Here is a 22,817-nt window from a genome sequence, read left to right on the forward strand (position 1 = left end):
CGTTCGTGGCGGACGAAGAAAGGGCTGTCCTTCTGTGAAGGCGTTGTCGCTGCTGCGTGCTGGGCTGCGTAGGTCATGAGGTCTTGTTTCTTCTTTGTTCGTCGGGGCTGGTGCGGCGGTAGCGGACTGACGGGCGGCCGCCCGTGGGCGTGGTGAAGGTCTCGTACTGGCCGGTGGCCGTCAGGCTGGCCAGGAGCTCGTCGAGGGTCTGTTTGGGGACGTTGCGGGAGAACAGGGCGCTGATCTCCGAGCGGGTCAGGCCGGTGCCTACGGCCTGGTCGAGGGCACGGCGGATGCGGTCGATCTTCGGGTCGCGCATCTGCTTGTCCAGGACGAATACGGCTGAGGCGATCGAGTAGCGGACCAGGGCCGCGGCGGCTCCCAGGTCGGTGGTAGTGATGTGGACGCGGGCGTCGAGGGCGGCGTACAGGGCGGCGATGCGCAGGCAGTACGGGGCTGAGCGGCGGGTGAACTCGGTCCAGGCGTGGTCTTCGTCGTCGGCGGCGGTGAACTCCTCGTACAGCTCGGCGGACCAGTAGGCGCGGGCGTCCTCGTCGAGGGCGATGCGCTTGATCTGGCGGGCGGCCTTGACGGCGTCGTGGAGCCTGCCGCTGAGGCTGGCCAGCAGGTCCAGAGCGACGCCTTCCGGGATGGGCAGGCGCTTGGAGCGCTCGACGTAGATGGGCAGGAAGCGGTTGTAGGAGCCGCCGGCCATGTCCGCCTCGGCCAAGCGCATGCGGAACTCTTTGGGCGTGATGTGGCCGATGATCGCGATGTGCGGGTTCGAGGCCCGGTAGGCGTTGCGGGTCAGTACGGCGAGCGTCCGGCCGTCCCATGCCTGGCGGAGCATCGTGCCGAGCGTGGAGCCCTCGCGCTTGGCGCGGGCCATGACGGTGGAGAACTCCGGCTCGGTGACCGACAGGCGCTTGTCCATGGTGCCGCCGGGGTCGTCCGGGCTGTCGGGGTCGCGGATGCGCTCGATCAGTCCTTCGCCGGAGGACAGGCCGGTGACGCAGAGGTCGCCGTAGCCGATGCCGGCGTGATGCAGGAAGATCTCGGCGGTGTCGGTGGCCTGACCCTTGCGGCCGGAGCCGGTGCGACCGAACAACAGCGGCCAGATCAGCAGCGGGTGGCGGGTGTTGCCGATCTGGACGTACGGGCCAGGGCCGATGACCGCACCGCAGGCGGACAGCGCGGAGACCAGGACGCCGACCGGGTCGGCCTCGGTGGACGGGTCCGCGGCCTGCACCAGCTCCCCAGGCAGGCCGTAGAACATGGCCGGGTCGGCGGCCGGCGGCGGGACCGGCAGACCGAGGGACAGGTCGCCGGACTGGTCGCGGTGCAGGCGGGTGATGGTGGCATGGGCGTCGAGGTTCTCCAGGATGGTGTTGGCGTCGAGTGGGTTGGTCATGCGATCCCCCGGCGTGGCTGGCGTGCTCCGGCGGTCAGGCCGGAGCGGATGGTGGCGGCGGCCTCTCGGGGGGACAAGCCGATGGCCTGGGCGGCGGCGTGCAGGGCGTCCTCGGTCAGGCGGTGCGGCAGCAGGCCCGTGGCGACGAGCTGGCCGAGGGCGAACGCGGCGGCGTTCAGGGTGTGGTTGCGGGTTCCCGGCCCGGCGTCGAGGACGTGCTGCAGCTCGTTGTGGAGTGCGGTCATCGCGTAGCCCGTGGACTGGTTGCCGAGGGCGGCCAGGACGTCATGGACCGAGACGTGGACCGGATGGTGCTCGTGGTGGGAGCGGGCCAGCCGCTCTGCCAGCCAGGACGGCAGCGGTGCGGGCTCGGCGGTGTGGATGGTGTCGTAGGTTCCGGTGCCGTCCGGGAGGTCGACGTAGCTGCCTGGTGCGACGACGTAGCCGCCGCTGGCGCGGATGTCGATCAGCCAGCCCAGTCCTTGACCCTTGGCGCCGGAGGTGTTGCCGAGTGTCAGCCCTTCGGGTGCGGTGAAGTACAGATGGGTGCCGCCGCGCCGGGTTCGGACCTGGAACGTCTCCAGGGGTAGCGGTTGGCCGGCCTGCTCGCACAGCAGGGCCAGGACGTCCGCCCCGTCGTTGACGCCGGGTCGGTTCCAGGGCGGCGGGGGCTGTTCGCCGTTCTTCGGGGTGTCCAGGTCGATGACGACCAGGTTCGACGGGCCGGTGGCGATGCCGATGTTGTACGCGGTGCCGGTCCAGAAGCGGCTGATGGTGTCGGCGTCGGTCGTGTGGTGTTCCTTCCACTTCCAACCCTTGAGCGGCACCTTGTCCCCCGGCGTGAGCGGGAAGACGTGCCAACCTCGGGCGGCGGCGGCCAGGGCGTAGGACCGCGTCTGGCGGGGCGGATGAGGTGTCATGCTGGTGGTTGCTCCTTGAGTCGGCCCCGCGGGGCCGGTGACCGGTTGGGGCATGGCCCCGGCGTCGTGCTTGGTGGCTGTGCGCCGGGGCCGCTCTCAGTGGTGCAGGTGGCGGACGTAGTTCCAGACGTGGCGGCCGAGACGCAGGCGAAGGCCGGTGGCGTCGCAGCGGCGGCAGTAGCGGATGCCTCGACGCTGCGGGAAGCGGCCCTTTCCCTGGCACTTGCGGCAGCGGCCGAACGGGCTCACGTAGCACTTCGCGGCGTAACAGAGCGTGCTGGTGATCGTGGTGATAGCGACGAGCAGGGCGAGGTACACGAGAGCCTCCTGGGCCGGTTTTCGGGTGTGGTGAAGCAGGGCCGCTAGCGCGCTAACGGCCTGGCCATGGCGCATTTCTGGTGCTAGCGGGGGTGCTAGCGCTAGCAGGCTCGGCTACTAGCGCTAGCAGCCCCGTGACCGGTCAGCCGGAGCGCTTCTGGCGGTTACGCTCGGCGATGGTCTCGGTGAGGTCGTCCAGACGGATGCCGCGTCGGGTGACGGGCTTGCCGTCGATGCGGCGGCCGATGTCACCGACCCGCAGGCCGTGCGGCTTGAGGGCGCTGGTGAGCTGTTCGGACTTCCAGCCGGTGTAGACGTCGGGACGGAGTTCGGTCAGGCGGGTGCAGAGGGCTTCGTTCCAGGCCGCCGTCTCCCCTGCGGGCCAGATCTCCGCGAGGTCGGCCAGGACGTCGAAGACGGGTGCGTCCTCGCGGGCCTGGGTGCCGGGTTCGGGCAGGGTGCCGGCCAGGCCGCGGAGCCGCTTGGCGCGAACGATGACCTTGTCGGCGTCGGTGGTGTCGAGGTAGTAGGAGCGGCGGGCGGCGGGCTTGCCGAGGCCGGCGAGGATGCCCCAGCCGGCCTCCATCACCGGCTGGAACACCGTGGCGCGGTAGCCCTGCTTGTACATCGAGGTGCCGAGGATCATGTCGTTCGCGGTCTGGTCGGCGACGCTCATGCAGTAGCGAGTGTTGACGTTGCGGGTGATGCCGGTCGGCAGGCTGTCCTTGTCCGGGATCTGGGTGCCCAGGAGCAGGATCACGCCCAGGGCGCGGCCGAGCTTGATGACCTTCTCGCAGATCTCGCCGGCTTCCTTGCCGTACTGCGGGTGCAGGAACAGCTCTTGGATCTCGTCCACGGTCACGATCAGCGGGTGCAGGCCCGAGCCCTTGAGCGAGGCCAGTTCGGGTGTGACCTTGTTCTCGGGGGCCTTGCCGAGGGCGTGGTAGTGGGCGATGCGCTTGGAGCGGCGTTCGCACTCCTTGTAGAGCCAGGCGAACATCGCGGCGCAGCGGGCGATCGTCTCGTCGTCGAAGCCGTTGCCGTACTCGGTGCAGACAGGTTCCAGGACCTTGAAGTCCCCTACTCCCTTCAGTTCATAGATGCGCAGCTCGGCGCGCGGATCGAGGGCGGCGGCCAGGACCGCGAGCCTGAGCCCGAACGTCTTGCCTGAGCCCGGTTGCCCGCCGACGAGCCAGTTGCGGAACACGAGCTCGGCGTTGACGGTCTCCATTCGTGGTGTCGTGGCGAACGGGAACGGCTTGAACACGTCCACCTGGCCGTCGCGCAGCAGCGGCCAGGGCGGCTGCTTCATCTGCGAGGAGGGCTCGTAGCCGACCCACAGGGCGAGGCGGCCGGGGTGTCCGGCGGCCGGTTCGGGCCAGACCTGGTCCATGGGGAGGCGCATGGCCGAGGCGAGGCGACCTCGGCGAGCCACCACCTCGGCTGCTTCCACGCCGAAGGGCAGGTCGATGATGGCCAGATGTCCGGGGCCGTCGCGGTGGATCTCCTGCGGGAAGCTGATCGCGTTCGGATCTTTGCTGACGGCCTGGGTGATGCCGGAGATACCGCAGTGCAGCAGCGAGCGGCGTACCAGCTCGGCGGTGAGCTTGCGGTAGCGCGGGCCGTCGCTCACGCGGTCTGTGATCGGGCTGTCGGCGGGACGGCCGGCTCGGGCCAGCAGCGGGACGGCCAGGACCAGCGCGCCGAGGTGCGCCCAGCCAGGCAGGTCCGCCGCCAGGAAGACCAGCAGGCCGGCCAGGGCCGTGATGGTGAGCGCCAGTACGACCGACCAGCGCCAGCGGGACTGGCGTTGGCGCTGCTTGTCGAGCTTGAGCCACATCTCCGGGTCGTTGCGGTCGGCGGCGTATTGGCGCAGAGCCCAGTTGCCCTCCTCCGCCGTCGCCCAGTGCAGCAGCCGGCCGATGGACTTGAAGACGCCGGGCACCGCGTACCAGAGCACCTTGAGCAGGTACTTCGGCGAGCGAACGGCGTGATAGCCCAGGACGTACGCGGTGTCGCGGGCCTGCCAGACGATCATCGCGCGGACGGACTGCCAGGTACGGAGCCAGGCCGGGATGATGGGCGCGCGACGCCGGGCGGTCCGTGCCGCAGGCGGTACCGCGTCCTCGTCGGGCGGGTCGACCGGCGGGCCGATGACACGGTCGGCGATGTCGATGGACTCGTGGTCCAGGACCTCGTCGTCCGGCTCGGCGTCCTCGATCTGGCGAGCACGCCGGCGGGAGTCGAGGGGGACGACCTCGGCCTCGCCGTTCTCGTCCTCATCGCGGTCGGGCCACTCGAAGCCGTGCAGCTCGCGACCGTGCTCCGGACGGCGGTCGGGCTCGTGCGGTGTGTGGGTCATGATGAGTACACCTCGTGTGCCTTGGCGGTAGCGGGGTGGCTGGGCGCGGCCACTGTTCTTGGCGGAGTGGAGGCCGCGCCCTGCGTCTGTGACGGTGTGCGGTCGGACCGCGCTTCGTCCGGTCGGTCGTCCACGGTCGGGCCGTGCGGTCCGACCGCCTCAGCGGCAGCGGTCGGGGTCCGGTCCGGCGGTGGTTCCGTCCGCAGGCGGGCCAGGAGTGCCCCGGCGCGGTCGGTGGAGACTGACTGGCCGGTCCGCCGGATGGCGTCCCGAAGGCGGTCGCGGGTGAGCTGGACCTTGCGCGTCTCGTGGTCGGCGGCGATCTGCCGGCCGAGTGGCATCAGGTCATCCACGTCGGCGCGGGGTCGTCGGGCGGTCTTCTTGGTTGCCTTGTGCTTGGGCTTCGGTGGCAGGGCGGGACGCTCAGGCGCGGGTGCGAGTCGGATCCGGTCAGGAGTCAGCTCGCCGAGCCGGTAGAGCGCTCGTTCGCGGCGGGTGGCCTTGAAGCGCCACAGCCGGCCGTACCGGTCTTGAAGGTCGGTACGGGCGAGGATCCGGTCGCGCTCGCGGCCGAGGGCGTTCGGGTAGGAACGGATCTCCCACAGCACCATCCGGCGCCACAGGGCGAACGTGGACGGAAGGGCCAGCACCCACCGGGAGAGCCGGATGGACTCCATATGGTCGGGCCTGGTCAGGTCGGCACGCTTGCGGATGGCGTACGCACCGACCTCCACCGCCACCACCCACAGGCCGGGAAGCATCGCGTGGGCGATGATCCCGAACAGGGTGTCCTCGGCAGCCACGTTGAGATAGACCGTGGCGGCGGTCAGCGCCCATGGCACGAGCCGGAGCAGGCGAAGGCGCATGCCGAGCCTGGCCAGGACGATGTCGAGCGCCGAGAAGACCGCGATGCCGAGATCGATCCCAAGTGGAACGATCCAGGCGAACCAGCCGAAGGACGGCTCGGCAGCCCTGGCCACCGTGGCGAAGCTGATGACGAAGCCGAGCAGGCCCAGGCTCGCCACCGCGGCGGCGGTGACCGAGACGGCGGTCTGTTCGCCCTCGCTCAGCGGACGAGGTCCGTAGACAGCGGCGGTCATCGGCCCCACCGTCCCCAGCAACGCAGGCAGCCGGGCCGGTTGCACCAGTTGGCGCGGCGGCTGGACCAAACGCGGAGCACCTTGTCGGGCGATCCGGCGGAGTGGACGCTGAAGCGTACGACCTGGTGGATCCGGAACCGTTCCTGGGCGATGCGTACGAGCTCGCAGACCAGGAAGCCGACGGCGAACACCACCAGATAGAGCAGAACAGTGATCATGCGGTTCTCCTGAGCGGGACGTGAATCTCGTGGTCGAGGTCGGCGGCGAACACCGAGCGACGGCAGGACGCGCAGTAGAACTGGACGGGGCCGCCGTCGAGCTGGGCCCTACAGCGCGGGCAGCACGTGCCCGGCCATGGCGACAGGCGGATGGCGTTCATGTGACCTCCCTTCAGATGCCGGACTGTGAGCGGGCGAGGATGCGGCACATACGGCAGCCGGGCAGGCAACGGGTGCCGTGAGCCGTACAGACCTCAACCTGGCGACGGACGCCGCAGCCGCGGCACCCGAACGGGCTACGGGAGCGCCGGCCGCAGTCGGCGCACTGGAAGCGAGCCATCAGGCGGCCACCTCCCGCAGGTCGCGGAGTTCCTCGACGGTCAGGCCGGCCCAGACGCCGGCCTCGGGAACCACGGCCAGCGCGTACGCCAGACAGGCCGCGCGGGCCGGGCACTCGGCGCACAACGCCTTGGCCTTTCCCTCGCGCGCCTCCCGGACGTCGTCCGGCTCGGACTCGAACAGGTCGGGGCCGGTGAAGAGCTCGGCGTCGTCGCTCTCGCAGGCCGGGTCGGCGTTCAGCAGAACATCGCGAAGGTCGGACAGCTGCTCGTCGCCCCGGCTGGTGATCACCTCGTTCATCGGCGCACCCCCAGCAGAGTGGCGAGGGCCTCGGCGACGGCGAGCTGGTGGCAGGACGGGCAGATCGGCGGAGTGGGCGCCTCCTCGGCCGGGTCGATCTCCTCGGCGCCACCGCAGACGAGGCAGGTCCATTGGATGGCGGACCAGGTGACGGCCCGCATGGGCAGGCCGAGGTCGGACGTGGGCTGTGTGTTGCTGGACCCGTGGGTCATAGTGAAGACACCTCTTCTAAGGGGTGCCGGGGCGCGGATCAGGTTTGGCGACTTTGGGCCGCGCCCCGGCTTCTTCCGTTTGGTGTGGTTCAGCCGAGTCCGTCGCTGAAGACGGTCAGGGCTTGGGCGATCTTCTGTACGGCGTCCACGGTGGTGTTGACCGCGACCGCGGCCTTGTGCGGCTGAGTGACCACGAAGAAGGCCGCGACGATCATCAGCACCGTGGGCAGGAAACGGCGGGGTCGGAGAGCAGGCATCGGGCGGTGGTCCCTTTCTGGTCGTCGCGAAGCCTGCTTCTCCTGGTGGCAGCTCCTCCCACGAGAGAAGCTGTCCTGTACAGGTATAGAACAGGCTTGGCGGGTCCGTCAAGGTCCTTTCGGGACCCGCCGTGTTCGTGGCACCAGAAAACCGCGCAGGTCAGGGGGTACGGCAGCGTTCAAAAGACGGTGCAATTGAGCGAAGGGGGGTGCACTACGGCCCGGAGGAGGTGCAAACTGTCTGCGACATTGCGATCACCCAGGGTTGTGAAGCCGTTGCGCGACGGGAGTGCCATGAAGCTCCGAGAGCCGAATCACCAGCTCGCGGCGGTCATGGCGAGAGCCGCATGCTCGAACAAGGCCCTGGCGCGACGGGTGCAGGACGTGGCCGCGACTCACGGCGCTGACATCCGCTGCGATCACGTGTCGGTGAAACGCTGGCTGGACGGAATGCACCCCCGCGGACTCACCCCGCACTTCATCGCCGAGGCCCTCGGCCGCAAGCTGGGCGAGCGAGTGAGCGTCCGTGACATCGGCATGATGTACGCCGAATCAACGCCCTTCACACGCAGCGCGCTGAAGCAGTCGGACTGCCTGGCCGGCGGTGTAACCGTCCTCGTGTCCGGCGATCTGTCGGCCAACCCTCAGGTGGTGGAGAGCGATATCTCCGCGGACTCCTGGAACGACTCCATGGTCACGTGGCTGATCAACCCCATACCGTCCCCGAAGCCGCTGGCCGAAGGCAGGCTGGTCACCGCTTCCAGCGTCGAGGCCGTACGGGAGACGACAGCGATGTTCGCGAAGCTGGACTACCGGTTCGGCGGCGGCCATGCCCGCTCCACGGTGGTCCAGTACATCGCCATGGAGGTGGAGCCGCTTCTCAAGCACGTCAGGCCCGACACGGCGCTCGGCAAGGAGTTCCTCTCCGAGACGGCGGCCATGCTGCGCCTGGCGGCCTGGATGGCGTACGACACCGGCCGGCACGGCCTGGCCCAGCAGTACATGACGAAGGCCCTCCACCTGGCCCGCGAGGCGGGCAACCGGATGCTCGGCGGACGCATCCTCGCCGGCATGAGCCATCAGGCGAACTACCTCGGACACTACGCCATGGCGGTGAACCTAGCCCGAGCCGCGCAGATGGGCGCCATGGGCGCGGCCACGCCGACAGCCATGGCGCTCTTCAGCGCCATGGAGGCGCGAGCCCTGGCCTCACAAGGCGACAAGGTCGCGTGCAGCCGGGCCCTCGGCGAGGCCGAGCGCTGGTTCGAGCGGCGCGTCCCGGAGGAGGACCCCGTCTGGCTCAAGTACTTCGACGAGGCGGAGCTGGCGGCGGAGTTCGCGCACTGCTTCCGGGATCTGGGCCAACATCACCGAGCCCGCGACCGGGTGCTGGAGAGTGTGGAGCTGTCCGAGAGCCTCTACGTCCGCAGCCTTTCCTTCGTGCGCACCATCCTGGCCACGAGCCACGTGGCCAACGGCGACCTCGACCATGGGCTCGCCGTGGCGCGCGAGGTCGTGACGACTGTGGCCGACCTGAGGTCGGCTCGCACACGACGATACGTACAAGAATTCATCGGTCAGCTCGCACGCTACGGGAACGATCCACGAGTGCGCGAGTTCCAGGCATTTACCGAGGCAAGGCTCGTTCGTGCTCGCATGGAAGCAGCCGCGACAAGCTAAGACGTGACGTTGCGTACGCACGCCGCGCCACCCAGCTCCGTAGTAAAAATATAGAAAGCATTGGTAGCGTTGCGGACAACGGTGCCATCGGCGCTCAAACTGTAACAGCTAGGCGCGGATCGGTAATGCGCGAAGCGACGCTGGCAACATGGCGTACCTGCGGTCAAGCACGCACATGTCTCGCATTGCGGGGCAAGCCCGCACGAACAGAGGTTGCCTGCAAACGGCAACGAAGTTCTCTGGCTTGGCGCATAGAGCCTCGATAGGCTTCCGACTCACCTTGAGGCTCTTATCACGGTCAATCCACCGTGGCGCTTGACCATGGCAGCCTAGAGCGTCAAGTCGCGAAGGGCAATGCAATCACGCGAGCCATTGGAACGTTTACACATCAACCTCGGCGAGTGCGGAACCACCCCACCCTGCACCATCTAAGCGATGAGCAACGAGGCAACACCTACCGTAGCTCATAGCTCGTGTACGGAGCATACCTTTCCGGTTACTTAAAAGAATCTTTACTTTATTCATGCCTTATGTGACGATCAGTACGTTTTGCCTCATCGGCCCGAAAGGCTAGAGTGAACACACGACAATCGGCGTCCAGGCTATTACTCAGGACGCCCCGCCGCGCTGCCCTGATTCTTGTTTTGGCCCTGCCTTTAAGTTTATTGGCAGCGCCTGCGATCGCTCAGCCCCCCACTCCTTCTCCTCTGCCTCCTGGAACACCACAGCCTAGCGCCGAAACCCCGACTGGGGCGGCTATGAAGCAGGCCAAGCAGGAAAACAAGCGGGTCGAGATCGATTCTCTGCGCTCGGAGACGGCAACCTACTTCGCTAACCCTGACGGGAAGACACTCACCACTGAGCTCGCCATCGACCCCGTTCGCTTCAAACAGGACGGCCTCTGGCGGTCGGTTGACACCTCACTCATGGCCGACAACGGCATCATCAGACCGAGGGCCACCAAGGCCAGCCTGACGCTGTCAGCCGGAGGCAACACCGACCTGCTCAGTGTGAAGAGCCCGCGCGACGGGGCTACGACCAAAATCTCCGCCCCGCGCAAATTGGCCGCGCCAAAGCTTTCGGCGAACCGTGCCGAGTACGCGGACGCTTACGGCCCGGGCATCGATCTGGTAGTCATCGCGACACCTACTGGATTCCGGCAGAAGGTGGTCATCAGAGAACGACCGGTCGGCCCGCTGAAACTTCCGATCTCTGTCCAACTGCCCGCCGGCCTGTCCTTCGGCGAAACCTCTACAGGAAAGTTGGCCCTGCAAGACAGTTCCGCCATAGACGAGAGTCAAGTGGCCGAAGTGCCGACTCCGTTGCTCACGGACGCTGCCGCAGATCTCAAGGTGGGAGAGGAGGGGCGAGTCGGCAAGGTGACCGCCGTGGTTAAGAAGACCGCAGCGGGGCAGGCGATCATCTACAGGCCCGATGCGGGTTTCCTAGCTGATCCGGATGTCACCTATCCGGTCACTCTCAACGTGGACCTTCCTGTCTGGACTGAATTGCCGGACGCAAACGACACGTTCATCAACAACTCCTCCTACCAGAACGGCTACGCCAACAGCGGCGCCTATCACGTGCAGGCAGGCATGACCAACAGCGGGACTGTCCGCTGGCGTACCTATATCCGGTTCGAGGAGATCCCCGAGGACTCCCCACTGCGCGGTGGACGGGTAAAAAACGCCGACCTCATCCTCTGGAACATCGACTCCAACGATTGCGGCCTTCCAGTAGGGTCCGGCATCACCGCCCGGATGATCACCCAGCGATGGGACGTCTCCACGCTCACCTGGAGCAATCAGCCGACGGTGACCAACGCGGGCGCCAACACCGAGTACGGCGCGTACAAGCCGACTTGCACGCGCGGCTACATGGATTACGAACATGACCTGATCCACTACGTGAACGACATTGTTCAGGAGTGGGCCAACGGCCAGCCCAACTACGGGTTCCAGCTCACTTCGGGTAATGAGTCCGATTACACCAACTGGCGTGCATACCGTTCGAAGGAGTACGGCACTGTAGGTGAAGCCCACGGGCCCAAACTCGTCATCGGTTACGAACCTGCTGATACGCAACTCAGCGCAGTGGGCTGGTTCTTCGACGGAGAGCCGGAGCTGGGGCGGGATCCGGTCTACGACCAGACTGTGATCGACAATCCTGCGCTGGCACGGGCCTCCGCGACACAGCCGGTCGCCGATGACATCACCGAGGATCAAGTGCTGCAGGCCCAGAAACTGGAGGGCCAAGACGTCGAATCTCCGCCCAATCTTCAGGACGAGGACCCAGACGTCGATCCGGTTGAGCCAACCCCGACACCGGAACCCGACACTTCACCTCCAACGGTGTCCAGCACCGAGCCTGCGAGCAACGCCACGGACGTCGCTGTGGACAGCACCATCCACGTGAAGTTCAGTGAGCCGGTACTCGAGGTGGTGATGGAAGTGAAGACGCCCGACGGTACCTCGGTCGCCGGAGAGGTTCACTCAAACCCCGAGTCTGACACATGGACATTCACTCCTGCAGATCCATTGGCCGCTGATACCGCCTACACCACCACAGTGAGCGGTGCTGTCGACCTCGCCAACAATCCCCTTGCCGCACCGTACAACTGGGCCTTCACCACGGGTTCCCGAACGTCACAGCCCACGACCATTGCCTTGCCATTGCGCGATGACACCTGGATCGACAGCGAGGGCTCACAGGGCCCCTCCGGGGAAACCTTGTGGGCGGGCACCTACAACAACTTGAACGAACGAACCTACCTGAACTTCGACACCGCGCCCATCGCAGGTAAACGCATAGTCAGTGCCACACTGAAGCTCCACAATACCCAGTCCTACGGTTGCGGAGGTGGCAGGTCGGCGCTTGTAGCTCAACGAGTAACTGCCGCGTGGAGTGCGAGCACGTTGAGCTGGCAGAACAAGCCGAGCTCGACGTCCGACAGCCAGGCGCTGGCACGGGACCCAGGCGGATGTTCTGACAACGCGAACGCCCCGACGGGCGGGACGTGGACCTGGGACGTAACCGGAATCGCGCAAGCGTGGGCATCAGGGCAGGTGGGCCACGGCCTGGTGCTGCAGGCAACGGACGAGTCGGCCGGAGGCCCCCTATATGACCGCGGCTTCGATTCCGCCGAAGCCAGCCAGACGACTGGGCAAGCTCCGGTTCTGGAGGTGACATATGCGGGAGGTACAGGTCCGACGCCCACCACCTCTCCCGGTCAAGACACAACACCGCCGGCGGTTCTCACCACCGCGCCCGAGAGTGACGCGACCGACGTGTCGAGTGACGCTCAAGTAAAAGTGACCTTCAGCGAGCCGGTGAGAGACGTACAACTCGTTCTCGACGATCTCCTTCTCGAGCAAGAGGTGCCTGGCGAGGCCACTTTGAGCGGTGATGGCACCACACTCACCTTCACTCCGTCCTCCGAGCTCTACGGCTTCTATAGAGCAGAGGTGACCCAAGCCAAGGACAGAGCCGGCAACTCCCTTGCGCCCTATGGCTGGTACTTCGAGACGTCCTTCGCCTCATCGCTGACATCCCGAGCCACTTCAGCTCGCAAGGCAGCGCAAGCCAAGCCAGGGGTGATCGAAGCGTGGAGCAAGCCGAACAGCGAAAGATTCAGTCGGATCACGACGCCTCACCTGATGGCGAAGGTGTCAGATCCCCTGGGACGCCAGTCAGCAGTTCGGTTCGAGGTAACGCACGCCCCATCGCTACCGGAGCAAGGCAAGGGAGTGATCTGGTCGGGAGAGGACAGTCGTGTGACGTCGGGCACCCCGGCCATGGTGCATGTACCGAAGGGCAAGCTGCGTGACGGCTGGAAGGTGCAGTGGCGGGCGCAGGCCATCGCAAGAGGTGCGAAAGGCCCGTGGAGCGAGTGGCAGACCCTGACCATCGGCCGGCAAGGAGGGGCAGCGGCCAAATCCCCCTCGATCGCCGCGATTCCGCGGCCGGTAAAGGAGACACCCCCCGCTCCCGCCGCACGGATCTACGACCGGATCGACACGGACGAGTGCTTCAATAAGTGGGCGACGGCCGGAAAACCACAGGGCTGGATCAAGAATCACTTCTCGTGGTGCCAGATTGGCAGAATCGAGGCGACTCAGACTAGATATAACGGAATGACCAGCGGCAAACCTCCCATTGAGGAGGACTATTATCGGACATACGTCATGCTGATCGCATACACGTTCAGCGGTACAACGGCGGCGCGTAAAGCTCGGGTAGAACCACGTGACATCGTGGTGGAGGCGTTCCTGTTCGACCAGCAAACCTACGGGACCATGCCGTTGAACAGGACAATGGTGCTCGGCATGGATATCGGAAACAAACCACAGTGCCAGCATATCTCCACCTACAACGGCGCACCGCACACGAACTATAAGAGCCTTACTGTTTCACAATGGAAGGCAACGCCTACCGGCAGGGCAACCTTCCGCTTCCGTTGCGCAGCGGACCAGAGCCCTGCGAAGAGGCAAATCGAATGGGGCCCGCACCCCTACCAGAAGCTGTCCATCGACAATGAAGAGAAGGTGGGCATCGGCACTCTTTCAGCCTACGCCAACTTCCCCGACTGGCCCAAGGCGATCAACAAGTACATATCAAACACAAACCAGACTGGAATCGGCACCACCGTTAGGTGCGACTCGGCGACATACGTCCAGTACAAGGGAGGTTGCGTCTTCTCCTTAACCTTGCCCTGGGTTAAGTTCCACTGGGGCAAGGGATACGACCAAGCCTTCAACCACTACTGGAACGCGTGCACACGACCGGGGCTCGAGACCTACCCAACAGACACTTCCAAGGCGATTCACGGCTGCAGAAACCCAAATATACCGACCGAAGAGAACAAGCTGCATCGTGAATACCAGAACATCCGGAATGCCAATCAGAGCCAGACCAACCGCTGGTGCAACAACATGTGGCCCGGCTACGCGAACAACGGCGCCAAGCAGTGCGATGAGTACCCGTTCGCGTCCACGCGGGAACGAACGAACGTTCGCAACAACAAAACGAACTCGATTTCTCTCTGCCCAGTCGATACAGCCGACAACGGCGCGGCCGGCCTAATCCTGGACAGGCACTACTACCAGAAGGATCGGATCCTCATAGGCGACGCGTTCTACACCACCTTCGAACAGGCAGGCATGGGAACGCAGAAGGACAGAGCCAGCCTCTGCGGTTCTCCTTCTCGCGACTACTGGCCATAGTTAGACTCAGGGGGCCGCTCCCGGGCGGCCCCCGCCCCCCACCAAGGAGAACGAATTCATGCCAGGCGCGGAACACTACCGTCGGGTGCTGGATGAGCAGCAGTGGCTCCACGAAAGCGGTCTCTGCTGGAGCGTGATCCGCACAAGGGGAGGCCACCGTGACATCGCACATCGACTGGCCCCGGGCACCGACCCGGAAGTACGCGAACTGGACCCGCGCGAAGATCCGCTGAACTTCTCTCCACTGCCCCTGATCTTTGTGGACGAGCAAAGCGAAACGGTGTCCTTGATCCAGACAAATGGCGGGGATTACCTGCGCAGCCAGGACGTGCTTGCACGACTGTCGCAGGACGGCGAGGCGTGGGCCGTGTCCTGGGGTCCATCGGTGAACGTCCGGCTCGCGCACGCCCGGGGGGGAAACTACAGCTACGTATGGCGGACCTTCGGCGATGCTGCAGATCCTCCCACAAGCCCGTTCGGTGACTGGCTGGCGGCGGTGATAGAGGCGGAGCGCGAGGATGACTGGACTGGCGTCCAAGCCCACGCCATGGCCGCCGTGGATGGTGCCGCCAGGACGAGCCTGGACGCGGCATGGTTCGACGACGACCAGCGGGCCTTCATCATCGACTATCCAGAGCCAGCACCAGAACCGCTTCTGTCACCGTTCGCCCATACTGACCCTGGCCGCACGTCATCCATGGAGGCTCTGCCTCATGCCGTACGGCGTGAGGTTTTGCTGGTCGTGGCCGAAACGATGCGCGACCGGTTTGACCTGGATATACCTCCCGGACTCCCCGACGCACTAAGGCGAGGCGACGGCTTGTCCGACACAGATAGGGAGTCGCTGACATTCCTCCTTGAGGACGCATGTGCATCCTGGGAGAGGAGCGGCAAGCACGAACGCCTGCATGCCATGCTCGCGTTCAGATCGGCCTTGCGTGCCGCGAGCAGCGATGCGGCCAATTTCGACGCCTTAGCCAGCGCTAGAGCAGCTTTAGGCGCGCAATGGCCAGAGCTGGACATCGCGATCCAGCGGCTCGCCAGCCCTTGATGCGTCCGATCGGCGGAGGAACCGAGACTGCCAAGCTTTGACCAAGGCAAGTGGCTCAGAGGGGACGCCAGGAACGCGGCAGGACGTCATGGCGCAGTGAGGCGATGCGGCGGTCGAACTCGGCTCGGATGTCGGGACCGTGGTCCACGTTCTGCATGAGCCATGTTGTCATGGTGATCTCGCGGATGCGACGCAACGTGTGAAGCCCAGGCCACTCCGCGATGTCGAATCCGTACGCGTCCACAGCATGTGCGTACTCGTCGTAGTCGAGCCACCGAAAGCCTTGGAACGGAATCCCCACGGCAGTGCTGAGATCCCATTCACGTGGACCGAAGGCGAACCTCTCGAAGTCGAGAAGGATCACGTTCCCGTCCGTACGGCGTAGCAGGTTGCCCTTGTGAGCGTCGCCGTGGATGTGGCCAGCGGGCAGTGCGAACTCCAGACCGTTGTATTCGGCGTAGAGCTCCTTGATGCGTCGACGCAGGAACTCGATGTCCGCTTCTGAAACGCTCGGGGCGCAGTCCAAGCGGTCCTCTACGCGGCCCAGCGGGTCGAACAACGGCAAGACCAGGTCCACCGGTTTGGGTAGGGCGTGGAGCTCTCTCAGCATCGCTGCCAAGTCCCCGAAGCCCGGAGAGGGGCCATCACTGTCCACGTGCTGCCAGAACGTCACCACGCGGCCCTCTTGGATGAGTGCCTGGGGACAGTCAGGGAGGAGCTTCACGCTCGGGAAGTCGACCGCTTCCAGCCAGCGCGCGATCGCGACCTCCTTGCGGACGTCGCTCAGAAGATCCACGCTGCGCGCGATTCTGACCACCACTGGGGCCGATGCGAGGCGGAACAGGATGTTCTCACCCACCCGCAGAGGGACCGCATCCCGACTGTCCAGTCCGGCCTCCCGGCAGGCTGCGACGAGCGCCTTGTGGGCGTCTTGCTGGGAGAAGCCTCGTGCGGTGTGGGTCTCCGTCATTGCTAGTCCTCGCTGTTCGTTTCTGGTGGTCGTTGAGTGGCCACGAAGCGGCCCTTGCTGGGGATGACGACGATCAGGCCCTCCTGCTGAAGCAGTTCCAGGGCCTTGCGTACCGTTATGCGTGCCGTGCCGAACCTTGCCGCCAGGACAGGTTCGCCAGGCAGGCGGACGTCCGGGGCGAACTCGCCGGTCTTGATGGCGGCGCGGAGCTGGTTGGCCACGTCTTCGTAGCGGGTGCTCGGCTGCACGTCCGGCGCCGCTTGGCCTTGCACCCTGCGGCCTCGTCCCATCTGGCTGACGACCAGGCCCTCACGCTCCAGCTCGGCGAGCGCCTGGCGGACAGTGCCGCGAGCCACGCCGAACTCGGCCATCAAAGCCGTCTCCGACGGGATCATCCCGCCTGGCGGGTACTCCCCCGTGGTGATCCGGCGGCGGAGATCGTCGGCCATGGTGGCGTACGTGGGCTGAGCTTTGCCTTGCGTCATGGGGCTCCCTTGCGAGCAGCAACAAGACTCAAGGCTAGGACGACAAGGCCTGAGCGGGTTCGCGTGTCTCTTCACAGAGGCCGTCAGGGACATAAGCTCACCTCGCCCGAGAGGAGCTGCGCCCAGATGCGGCCCGCCGCCTGACGGCGCCATGGGCCGGCGTACGTCACGCGAGGAGGTGCCGTCCGCTCCGTTCGGCGGATTCGATAGCTGCCTCCGCACGCCAGTAACTCGTAGACGATGGGCTGGCATGCACACGTGTAGTCGAGCGTTCGGGACTGCGCCGGCTTGTCTGTCGTCCAGTCGAGGAACGATGTCCTGCCGTGGGCGAGGCGTGGTGGGTGCGGGGCGAACCCCGGACATGGCCATGCATCCTTTTCTGGAGCCGGAGGCCGAATCGGGACGCCGTCAGAGGCCCTCCCGGCCTTCGTGGCTTCATTGCGCGGCATCCATCGCTCCAGCTCTCCGGCCGAGCATCTGGTCAGTACGCCCCGAGACGTCTTCCAATTCCTGAGCGGCGGGCACCACGCGGAGCTTCGCGGGACCGGGGGCCGGTTGACTCATCGGGGGTGCGCCTCCTGCTGCAGGATGTCCCGGTACGACTCGCCGAACCAGATCTTGAAGTCGGCCGCAGCATCGGCGGGATTGTCGCTGGAGTGGACGAGGTTGCGGATGAGCCGCCCTTCGGCAGCGGCCTTCTCAGCGCTGTCGTCGCCGTAGAAGCCGCGGATCGTGATGGACGGCGCACGAGACGGGTCGTAGTGACCGATCAGGTCCCGTACCTGCTGAGCGGTGTCGTTCGTCTCCCCGCGGGCGAGCGCCACCGTCACGGCGGAGCCGACGTAGTGATCGATGAGGTCGGCACGGACGTCGAACGGAAAGCGATGCCGGAGCTCCAGCATGTCGGCATAGTGCGCGAGGATCTGCCGGGCGGTGACGATCACTTCTCGGGTCCGGACGATGGTCACAGTGCCGGCGATCCACTGGAGGATCGGCCTGACGAGCCCCCGATCCGTCGCGTCTGGCTTGCACATCACGACCGTCCAGCGGCCCCATCCGCCTGGCGGCTCATCGAAGGTAGGCACTGCCATGCCGCCACCTGCGACCGACGTAGGCCACGCTGGGTCGCCATCTTCCAGGCGGGTCACGAATGGCCGCATCATCCGGCCCTCCACAGGGAATCGGTATGCCGCGCTGAGCCGATGCGCGGCCGCCAAGCGCCAGCATCATCAGCATGGTCACTGCCCAGGTCCACGAGGGGATGTAGGGGGTCGAACGCGAGGATGCGCTCCCATAGCCCTTGAGGAGTTAGGGACTTCCGGTAGCCACCGTCCTCGGCCGTTTCGCCGAGATATGCGGCGGTGAACCGCTGGCTGCCGGATTCCCAACGTACGAGCCATTGGCCACCGGCGTGGTGTTGCAGGTGGCCGGCCCACGCCCATCCGAGTTCGTCCGGGACGAACGACAGGCCGCTCGCGAAGGATGGAGGGTCGGTGTTCATGAAACCTCAGCGGATGTCATGGGGACGGAAGCTGATGCGAGAGGCCCGTCTGCGGGAGCTGGCCGTCGCTGCGCAGCGAGACGACCGGCGGCGTGTCCGCAGTGGGCGCTTCGCCCTCGTCGACGGCCCACACCTGCGCCTGCCAGACCACCTGGGTGACGCCCTCGTTGGCCGACGTACTCATCGCGGTCATGAGGAAGAGGCGAGCGACGGCGTCGTACCGGTCGGTGGGCAAGTTGAGCGTGCCGCTCAGCTGCCATGTCCCGCCGGCATCGCTCGACACAAGAAGAGCGAGCAGCGCCGACCGCCTCGGTAACACGGACGCCTCAGCCGGCTGCTGGAAGGCGGGGCGGAGGGCCGCGTTGAGGGCCTGCATCGTGTTCTGCTCCTCACGTACGGTGACGGTTCTCTACCACCTTGGATTCGTACGACTCAGGCGGGAACACCAGCGAGGCAGGCAGTCAAGAGTCAGACCGCGGTCAGATCTCGGTCAGTTAGGCGGGGCCGCGGACGCACCACTATGCGACGATGCGCACAGAGGGAGGCAGCCAATGTCAGACCCGAATCTGCAGTTGCAGCAGGCGCGAGAGCGATTGCCATCCCCTGCCGACCCCGGCGAGCACGCCTCGCGCCAGGAGTTGGCAGACCTGGTCAACGCCTGGTTGTTCGAGAACCACCACCGACACGGCGGCCTGACCCAGGAGTACATCGGCAAGCTGGAACGCGGCGAAGTGCGCTGGCCCAACGCCCACTACCGGGAGGCGTTCCGTGCCATTCTCGGCGCGGAACGTGACAGGGACCTGGGCTTCAACAGATCCCGGCGTGCCAACTCGGTCGTTACCGTGACAGATGTGGATCGCAAAGGCTTCATTCGTACTGCGCTCGGGGCAGCCGCCGCCATCCCCCTCGCCGAACTGGCTTTGCCTGCCCAGGCCATCGCGGCACCGTCCGTCATCCAGCCATCTGACATCGCCGAACTCCGCAACATCGCCCACGTCTTCACCACCTGGGACCACACCTACGGCGGCGGCCTGGTGCGCGAGGCCGTCGTCGGGCAGTTGCGTTTCGCGGTCGGCCTCCTGAAGCAGTCCCGCTGCCCGTCCAAGCTGCACGCTCCCCTGTACGCCGCAATCGGCTGGCTGGCCCACGCCGCCGCGTTCATGGCCTTCGACGCCTACGCCCACGAGGACGCTCGCCGCATGTTCGCCCTCGCACTCACCTGCGCCGAACAGGCGAACGACTGGCACCTCCGAGCCAAAGTGCTCTCCTCCATGGCACGACAGTCCATCTGGTGCGGCGACGCCGACAACGGGCTGACCTTGGTCGAGTTCGCGATGGTACGAGCCGACCGCCTGACACCCGCCGAACGAGCCATGCTGCGCGGAGCCCAGGCACGCGCCTTCGCCAAGCTGGGCCGGACACAGGAAGCATTGAAGGCCATCGCAGAGGCGGACACGGAATACGACCACATCCGCCCCGGCGAAGAACAGCCCTGGATGCGGTACTACGACGCCGCCCAGCACTCAGGCGACACCGGCCACGCCCTGTTCGACCTGGTCATCATCGACAGGACAACGACCGGCAAGCCGGCTGGTGACGCGATCGACACCAGGTACCTGAGCGAGGCGTCCACGAGGCTCGCGAACGCTGTGGCTGGCCACACTGCCGCTTACGTCCGCTCCCGCGCCATCAGTGGCATCAAGCTGGCCTCCCTCACTATGGCAACCGGAGATCCCGAGGAGGCGGCCTCAATCGGAGGACGAGCCGTCACCGACGCCGGCACCGTGCGCTCCCGCCGCGCCCAGGACGACATGAAGGAACTCGCCAAGTTCGCCCTCCCTCACAAGACCCGGACACCAGTGGCCCTGCTCCGTCACCGGATCCGGGAGGCCGTCCAGACATGACCCAGACCAGCGACGCCGAAACGGCCGCGTGGACCGTCCTCGACGTAGCCAGCCGCCGCGCCGGCCTGGACCCATCCGGCGCCGAGCTGATGCGCCTCGGCGAGAACGCCCTCTTCCGACTCCCCGGCGGCATCGTCGCCCGCATCTCCCGCCGCGACCAGGTCGCCGCCGCAGCCCGCGAGGTAGCAGTGGCACGCTGGCTCAAAGCCAACCACGTACCCGCCGTCCAAGCATGGCCAGACATCGACCAGCCCATCGAGGTCGACGGCCGAGCAGTCACCTGGTGGCAAGAACTCCCACCCCACCGACACGGGACGGCCCTCAAAGTCGCAACCGCGCTACGCCGCCTCCACGACCTCCCCCCACCGACCGACTTCGATATCGGCCGCTTGGACCCGTTCGTACGACTCGCCGAACGAATCGACCGTGCCATCACCCTCACCGAGGCAGACCGGGCGTGGATGCGCACCCACCTGGACGAGCTGAAGGCACGCTACGTGGACCTGCCCGAGGGCCTGCCGGAAACGGTCGTACACGGCGACGCATGGATAGGCAACGTGGTGAGCACCGATGCCGACACGGCCGTACTGCTCGACCTGGAACGCTGCTCAATCGGCCCGCCTGAATGGGACCTGACCTCCACAGCAGTGAAAGCCTTCACCCTGGCCGGCATCACCGCCGAGGACTACGACACCTTCGCGAGGACGTACGGGCGAGACGTCACTGCATGGGCAGGGTTCGAGACGCTCCGGGACATCCGCGAGTTCCGCATGACCTGCATGGCCGCCCAGGTGGCCGCCGAGAATCCGCTTCGGCATGACGAGGTGTTGCTGAGGTTGGCGTGCCTGCGTGGCCGGCACGGCTCCAGACCGTGGACCTGGACAGCTGTTCCGTAGCGGCCTGCGTCAGGTCCTCAAAGGATCGTGGGCAAGCTGTCGGCCTCCTCTCGGCAGAACGCGATGGCGGCGGCGCTGAAGGAGTACAGCGTGATTCTCCGTACCGTCTACCCCGCCCGCTACCTGTTCGGCGAGGCCTGCTGGCGGCGCATCGCCAGGCAGCTGGACAAGCGCGAGAGCCTGCACGCGCTGCGCCGCGAACTGCGCTACGCTCCGGCGGCGCCTTCCACAGCCCGCACCTCACCGGGCAGAGTGAGCAGGCATGGCGCCTGACCATGCGGACCAACGCGGTCGTGACCTGGACCAGCGACTATCTGGGGCTGACGGTGGCCGCGCTACAGGCCGAGGGCCGCTATCAGGTGCCAGCTGAAGGTCGCGGCAGGGGGCGCTCACTGACGGGCGAACCATGCGGTGAGGCGATCGTGGCGCCGGTCAGGGCGGATTCCCGGGGTGCTGGAGAGCGTCGCGGAGGGAAGCGCGGGAGGTGATGCCGAGCTTGGGGAAGACCTGGTAGAGGTGGGTGGAGACGGTGCGCGGGGACAGGTTCAGGCGCTGGGCGATCTGTTTGTTGGTCATGCCGGCGGCGGCGAGTGTCGCGATCTCGTGTTGCTGGGGTGAGAGGCGGGTGTCGCCGGTCGGGGCGGGGAGAAGTCCTGTGGCCCGGAGTTCGCTGCGGGCTCGTTCGGCCCAGGGGGCGGCGTTGAGCCGGGTGAAGGTCGCGAGGGCGGCGGTGAGGTGGTCGCGGGCCGACTGAGTGGCCTTGAGGCGTCGGAGGCGTTCGCCGTAGAAGAGCCTGATGCGCGCCAGGTCGAACGGCCAGGTTGCGGCTTCGGGCAGGGTCAGAGCCTGTTCGAAACGGTCGTCGGCGGAGGTCATGGCCGTCGCACCATGGGTCATCAGGGCCAGCCTCGGGGAGAGCTCGGCCGTGTGGGCCCGGTTCAGCGCCGCGACGTGGGCTTCGGCCTCGGTGGGGCGGCCGGAGCGGACGGCGGCTTCGACGAGGTCGGGGACCAGACACAGAGCGGGCCCCTGGAGATGCGCGCGGTCGCCTGCGGGCGCGATCGAGGTCGCGTGCAGGAACGCCGCTTCGTAATCGCCTCTGGCGAGAGCGGCCCGCGTTCTGATCTCGGCGGCCAGGATGCGGAGGAGCTGGAGGCGGCGGGGCGCGGCGAAGCGGGTGATCTCATCTGCGAGTTCTCCTGCCCGGTCGGTGTCACCGTGCACGGTGGCGAGCATGCCTTGGCGGTGGAGGAACATCTGAGCCAGGAGGTGGTAGCCATGCCGGCGGCTGAGCCGTAACCCGTCCTCGCTGAGGTGGGCGGCCTGATCCCACGCGCCGGATTCGTAACAGTGCCGGCTGAGGAGGTTCATGGCGTGGATGGCCAGCGTCAGGTGCTCGTCCGCATGGCGGTCCTCCAGCAGGCGCAGCAATGCCGCTCTGCATTCCTCCAGACGGCCGACGTACTGGGCGGCGATGCCGATCCGGATCACTTCGACGGGGCCGGCCGCGGCGAGCCGGGCGATCGCGTCATCGAGTCGGCCGGGGTCGTGAAGCGCGGGATCGGCGAAGCAACTGATGAGCAGTGACAAGGAATCCGGGACTGGCGGAGCCAGCTGCGTGGTGGCGAGCCGGAGTGGCGTCCAGAGGTCCGGGCGGGCGGCGAAACCGCT

The 22,817-nt window shown here is 66.4% G+C and carries 21 protein-coding genes; 6 read left to right on the top strand and 15 right to left on the bottom strand.

Annotated elements, in window-relative coordinates; translation table 11 throughout:
- Positions 1–73: 73 nt before the first annotated feature.
- From ACWCSD_RS10415 to ACWCSD_RS10460, 10 genes are all read right to left on the bottom strand, one after another.
- Positions 74–1,411, bottom strand: coding sequence for a hypothetical protein (locus ACWCSD_RS10415; RefSeq protein ID WP_449914008.1), 1,338 nt, complete (start codon positions 1,409–1,411; stop codon positions 74–76).
- Complete coding sequence (locus ACWCSD_RS10420; protein WP_449914009.1) at positions 1,408–2,331, bottom strand: bifunctional DNA primase/polymerase; 924 nt, start codon at positions 2,329–2,331, stop codon at positions 1,408–1,410. Before ACWCSD_RS10420 ends, ACWCSD_RS10415 begins: the two co-directional genes overlap by 4 nt.
- Positions 2,332–2,427: 96 nt before the next feature.
- Complete coding sequence (locus tag ACWCSD_RS10425) at positions 2,428–2,649, bottom strand: hypothetical protein (protein ID WP_449914010.1); 222 nt, start codon at positions 2,647–2,649, stop codon at positions 2,428–2,430.
- A 142-nt stretch (positions 2,650–2,791) separates the two neighbouring features.
- Positions 2,792–5,011, bottom strand: a complete 2,220-nt coding sequence (locus ACWCSD_RS10430; protein ID WP_449914012.1) for a cell division protein FtsK — start codon at positions 5,009–5,011, stop codon at positions 2,792–2,794.
- Entirely contained in the window at positions 5,008–6,111 is a 1,104-nt protein-coding gene (locus ACWCSD_RS10435) for a DUF2637 domain-containing protein (protein WP_449914014.1), read from the bottom strand. The genes ACWCSD_RS10430 and ACWCSD_RS10435 overlap by 4 nt, the downstream gene beginning before the upstream one ends.
- Positions 6,108–6,329, bottom strand: a complete 222-nt coding sequence (locus ACWCSD_RS10440; protein ID WP_449914016.1) for a hypothetical protein — start codon at positions 6,327–6,329, stop codon at positions 6,108–6,110. Before ACWCSD_RS10440 ends, ACWCSD_RS10435 begins: the two co-directional genes overlap by 4 nt.
- Positions 6,326–6,490, bottom strand: coding sequence for a hypothetical protein (locus ACWCSD_RS10445; RefSeq protein ID WP_449914018.1), 165 nt, complete (start codon positions 6,488–6,490; stop codon positions 6,326–6,328). Before ACWCSD_RS10445 ends, ACWCSD_RS10440 begins: the two co-directional genes overlap by 4 nt.
- Before the next feature lie 178 nt (positions 6,491–6,668).
- Positions 6,669–6,968: a WhiB family transcriptional regulator gene (locus ACWCSD_RS10450; protein WP_397161556.1), complete on the bottom strand. Its 300-nt coding sequence runs from the start codon at positions 6,966–6,968 to the stop codon at positions 6,669–6,671.
- Positions 6,965–7,180 (bottom strand): hypothetical protein, encoded by a 216-nt coding sequence (locus tag ACWCSD_RS10455; RefSeq protein ID WP_397161557.1) that lies wholly within the window; start codon positions 7,178–7,180, stop codon positions 6,965–6,967. The genes ACWCSD_RS10450 and ACWCSD_RS10455 overlap by 4 nt, the downstream gene beginning before the upstream one ends.
- 89 nt (positions 7,181–7,269) lie before the next feature.
- Complete coding sequence (locus ACWCSD_RS10460; RefSeq protein ID WP_397161558.1) at positions 7,270–7,437, bottom strand: hypothetical protein; 168 nt, start codon at positions 7,435–7,437, stop codon at positions 7,270–7,272.
- 294 nt (positions 7,438–7,731) lie between these two features.
- On the opposite strand from ACWCSD_RS10460, the gene ACWCSD_RS10465 reads away from it, so the two are divergent.
- The 3 genes from ACWCSD_RS10465 to ACWCSD_RS10475 all read left to right on the top strand — a co-directional run bounded on the left by ACWCSD_RS10465 (position 7,732) and on the right by ACWCSD_RS10475 (position 15,390).
- Positions 7,732–9,117, top strand: coding sequence for a hypothetical protein (locus ACWCSD_RS10465; RefSeq protein WP_449914021.1), 1,386 nt, complete (start codon positions 7,732–7,734; stop codon positions 9,115–9,117).
- Between the two features lie 758 nt (positions 9,118–9,875).
- Complete coding sequence (locus ACWCSD_RS10470; RefSeq protein WP_397161560.1) at positions 9,876–14,339, top strand: DNRLRE domain-containing protein; 4,464 nt, start codon at positions 9,876–9,878, stop codon at positions 14,337–14,339.
- A gap of 58 nt (positions 14,340–14,397) precedes the next feature.
- Positions 14,398–15,390 carry a hypothetical protein gene (locus ACWCSD_RS10475; protein ID WP_449914023.1) on the top strand — a complete coding sequence of 331 codons (993 nt, stop codon included), beginning with the start codon at positions 14,398–14,400 and terminating at the stop codon, positions 15,388–15,390.
- A 55-nt stretch (positions 15,391–15,445) separates the two neighbouring features.
- Here ACWCSD_RS10475 and ACWCSD_RS10480 read toward each other — a convergent pair whose 3' ends face one another.
- The 4 genes from ACWCSD_RS10480 to ACWCSD_RS10495 all read right to left on the bottom strand — a co-directional run bounded on the left by ACWCSD_RS10480 (position 15,446) and on the right by ACWCSD_RS10495 (position 18,722).
- Complete coding sequence (locus ACWCSD_RS10480; RefSeq protein WP_449914024.1) at positions 15,446–16,360, bottom strand: phosphotransferase enzyme family protein; 915 nt, start codon at positions 16,358–16,360, stop codon at positions 15,446–15,448.
- A gap of 2 nt (positions 16,361–16,362) precedes the next feature.
- The gene (locus tag ACWCSD_RS10485) at positions 16,363–16,809 is read right to left on the bottom strand and encodes a GntR family transcriptional regulator (protein ID WP_449914026.1); all 447 of its coding nucleotides are present in this window, start codon (positions 16,807–16,809) and stop codon (positions 16,363–16,365) included.
- A gap of 596 nt (positions 16,810–17,405) precedes the next feature.
- Positions 17,406–17,936 carry a nucleoside-diphosphate kinase gene (locus tag ACWCSD_RS10490; protein ID WP_449914028.1) on the bottom strand — a complete coding sequence of 177 codons (531 nt, stop codon included), beginning with the start codon at positions 17,934–17,936 and terminating at the stop codon, positions 17,406–17,408.
- Positions 17,937–18,362: 426 nt separating this feature from the next.
- Positions 18,363–18,722: a hypothetical protein gene (locus ACWCSD_RS10495; RefSeq protein WP_449914029.1), complete on the bottom strand. Its 360-nt coding sequence runs from the start codon at positions 18,720–18,722 to the stop codon at positions 18,363–18,365.
- A gap of 175 nt (positions 18,723–18,897) precedes the next feature.
- On the opposite strand from ACWCSD_RS10495, the gene ACWCSD_RS10500 reads away from it, so the two are divergent.
- From ACWCSD_RS10500 to ACWCSD_RS10510, 3 genes are read left to right on the top strand one after another with little or no spacing between them, the layout of a single operon-like run.
- Entirely contained in the window at positions 18,898–20,250 is a 1,353-nt protein-coding gene (locus ACWCSD_RS10500; protein ID WP_449914031.1) for a hypothetical protein, read from the top strand.
- On the top strand, positions 20,247–21,146 hold the full coding sequence (locus tag ACWCSD_RS10505) for a phosphotransferase family protein (RefSeq protein WP_387661197.1): 900 nt from the start codon (positions 20,247–20,249) through the stop codon (positions 21,144–21,146). Before ACWCSD_RS10500 ends, ACWCSD_RS10505 begins: the two co-directional genes overlap by 4 nt.
- A gap of 27 nt (positions 21,147–21,173) precedes the next feature.
- Positions 21,174–21,419: a Tn3 family transposase gene (locus tag ACWCSD_RS10510; RefSeq protein ID WP_449914033.1), complete on the top strand. Its 246-nt coding sequence runs from the start codon at positions 21,174–21,176 to the stop codon at positions 21,417–21,419.
- A gap of 159 nt (positions 21,420–21,578) precedes the next feature.
- On the opposite strand, the gene ACWCSD_RS10515 is transcribed toward ACWCSD_RS10510, so the two are convergent.
- Positions 21,579–22,817: helix-turn-helix transcriptional regulator (locus ACWCSD_RS10515; protein WP_449914034.1), on the bottom strand; the 1,239-nt coding region annotated here is incomplete at its 5' end.

Source organism: Nonomuraea sp. NPDC001684 (genome assembly GCF_053596515.1).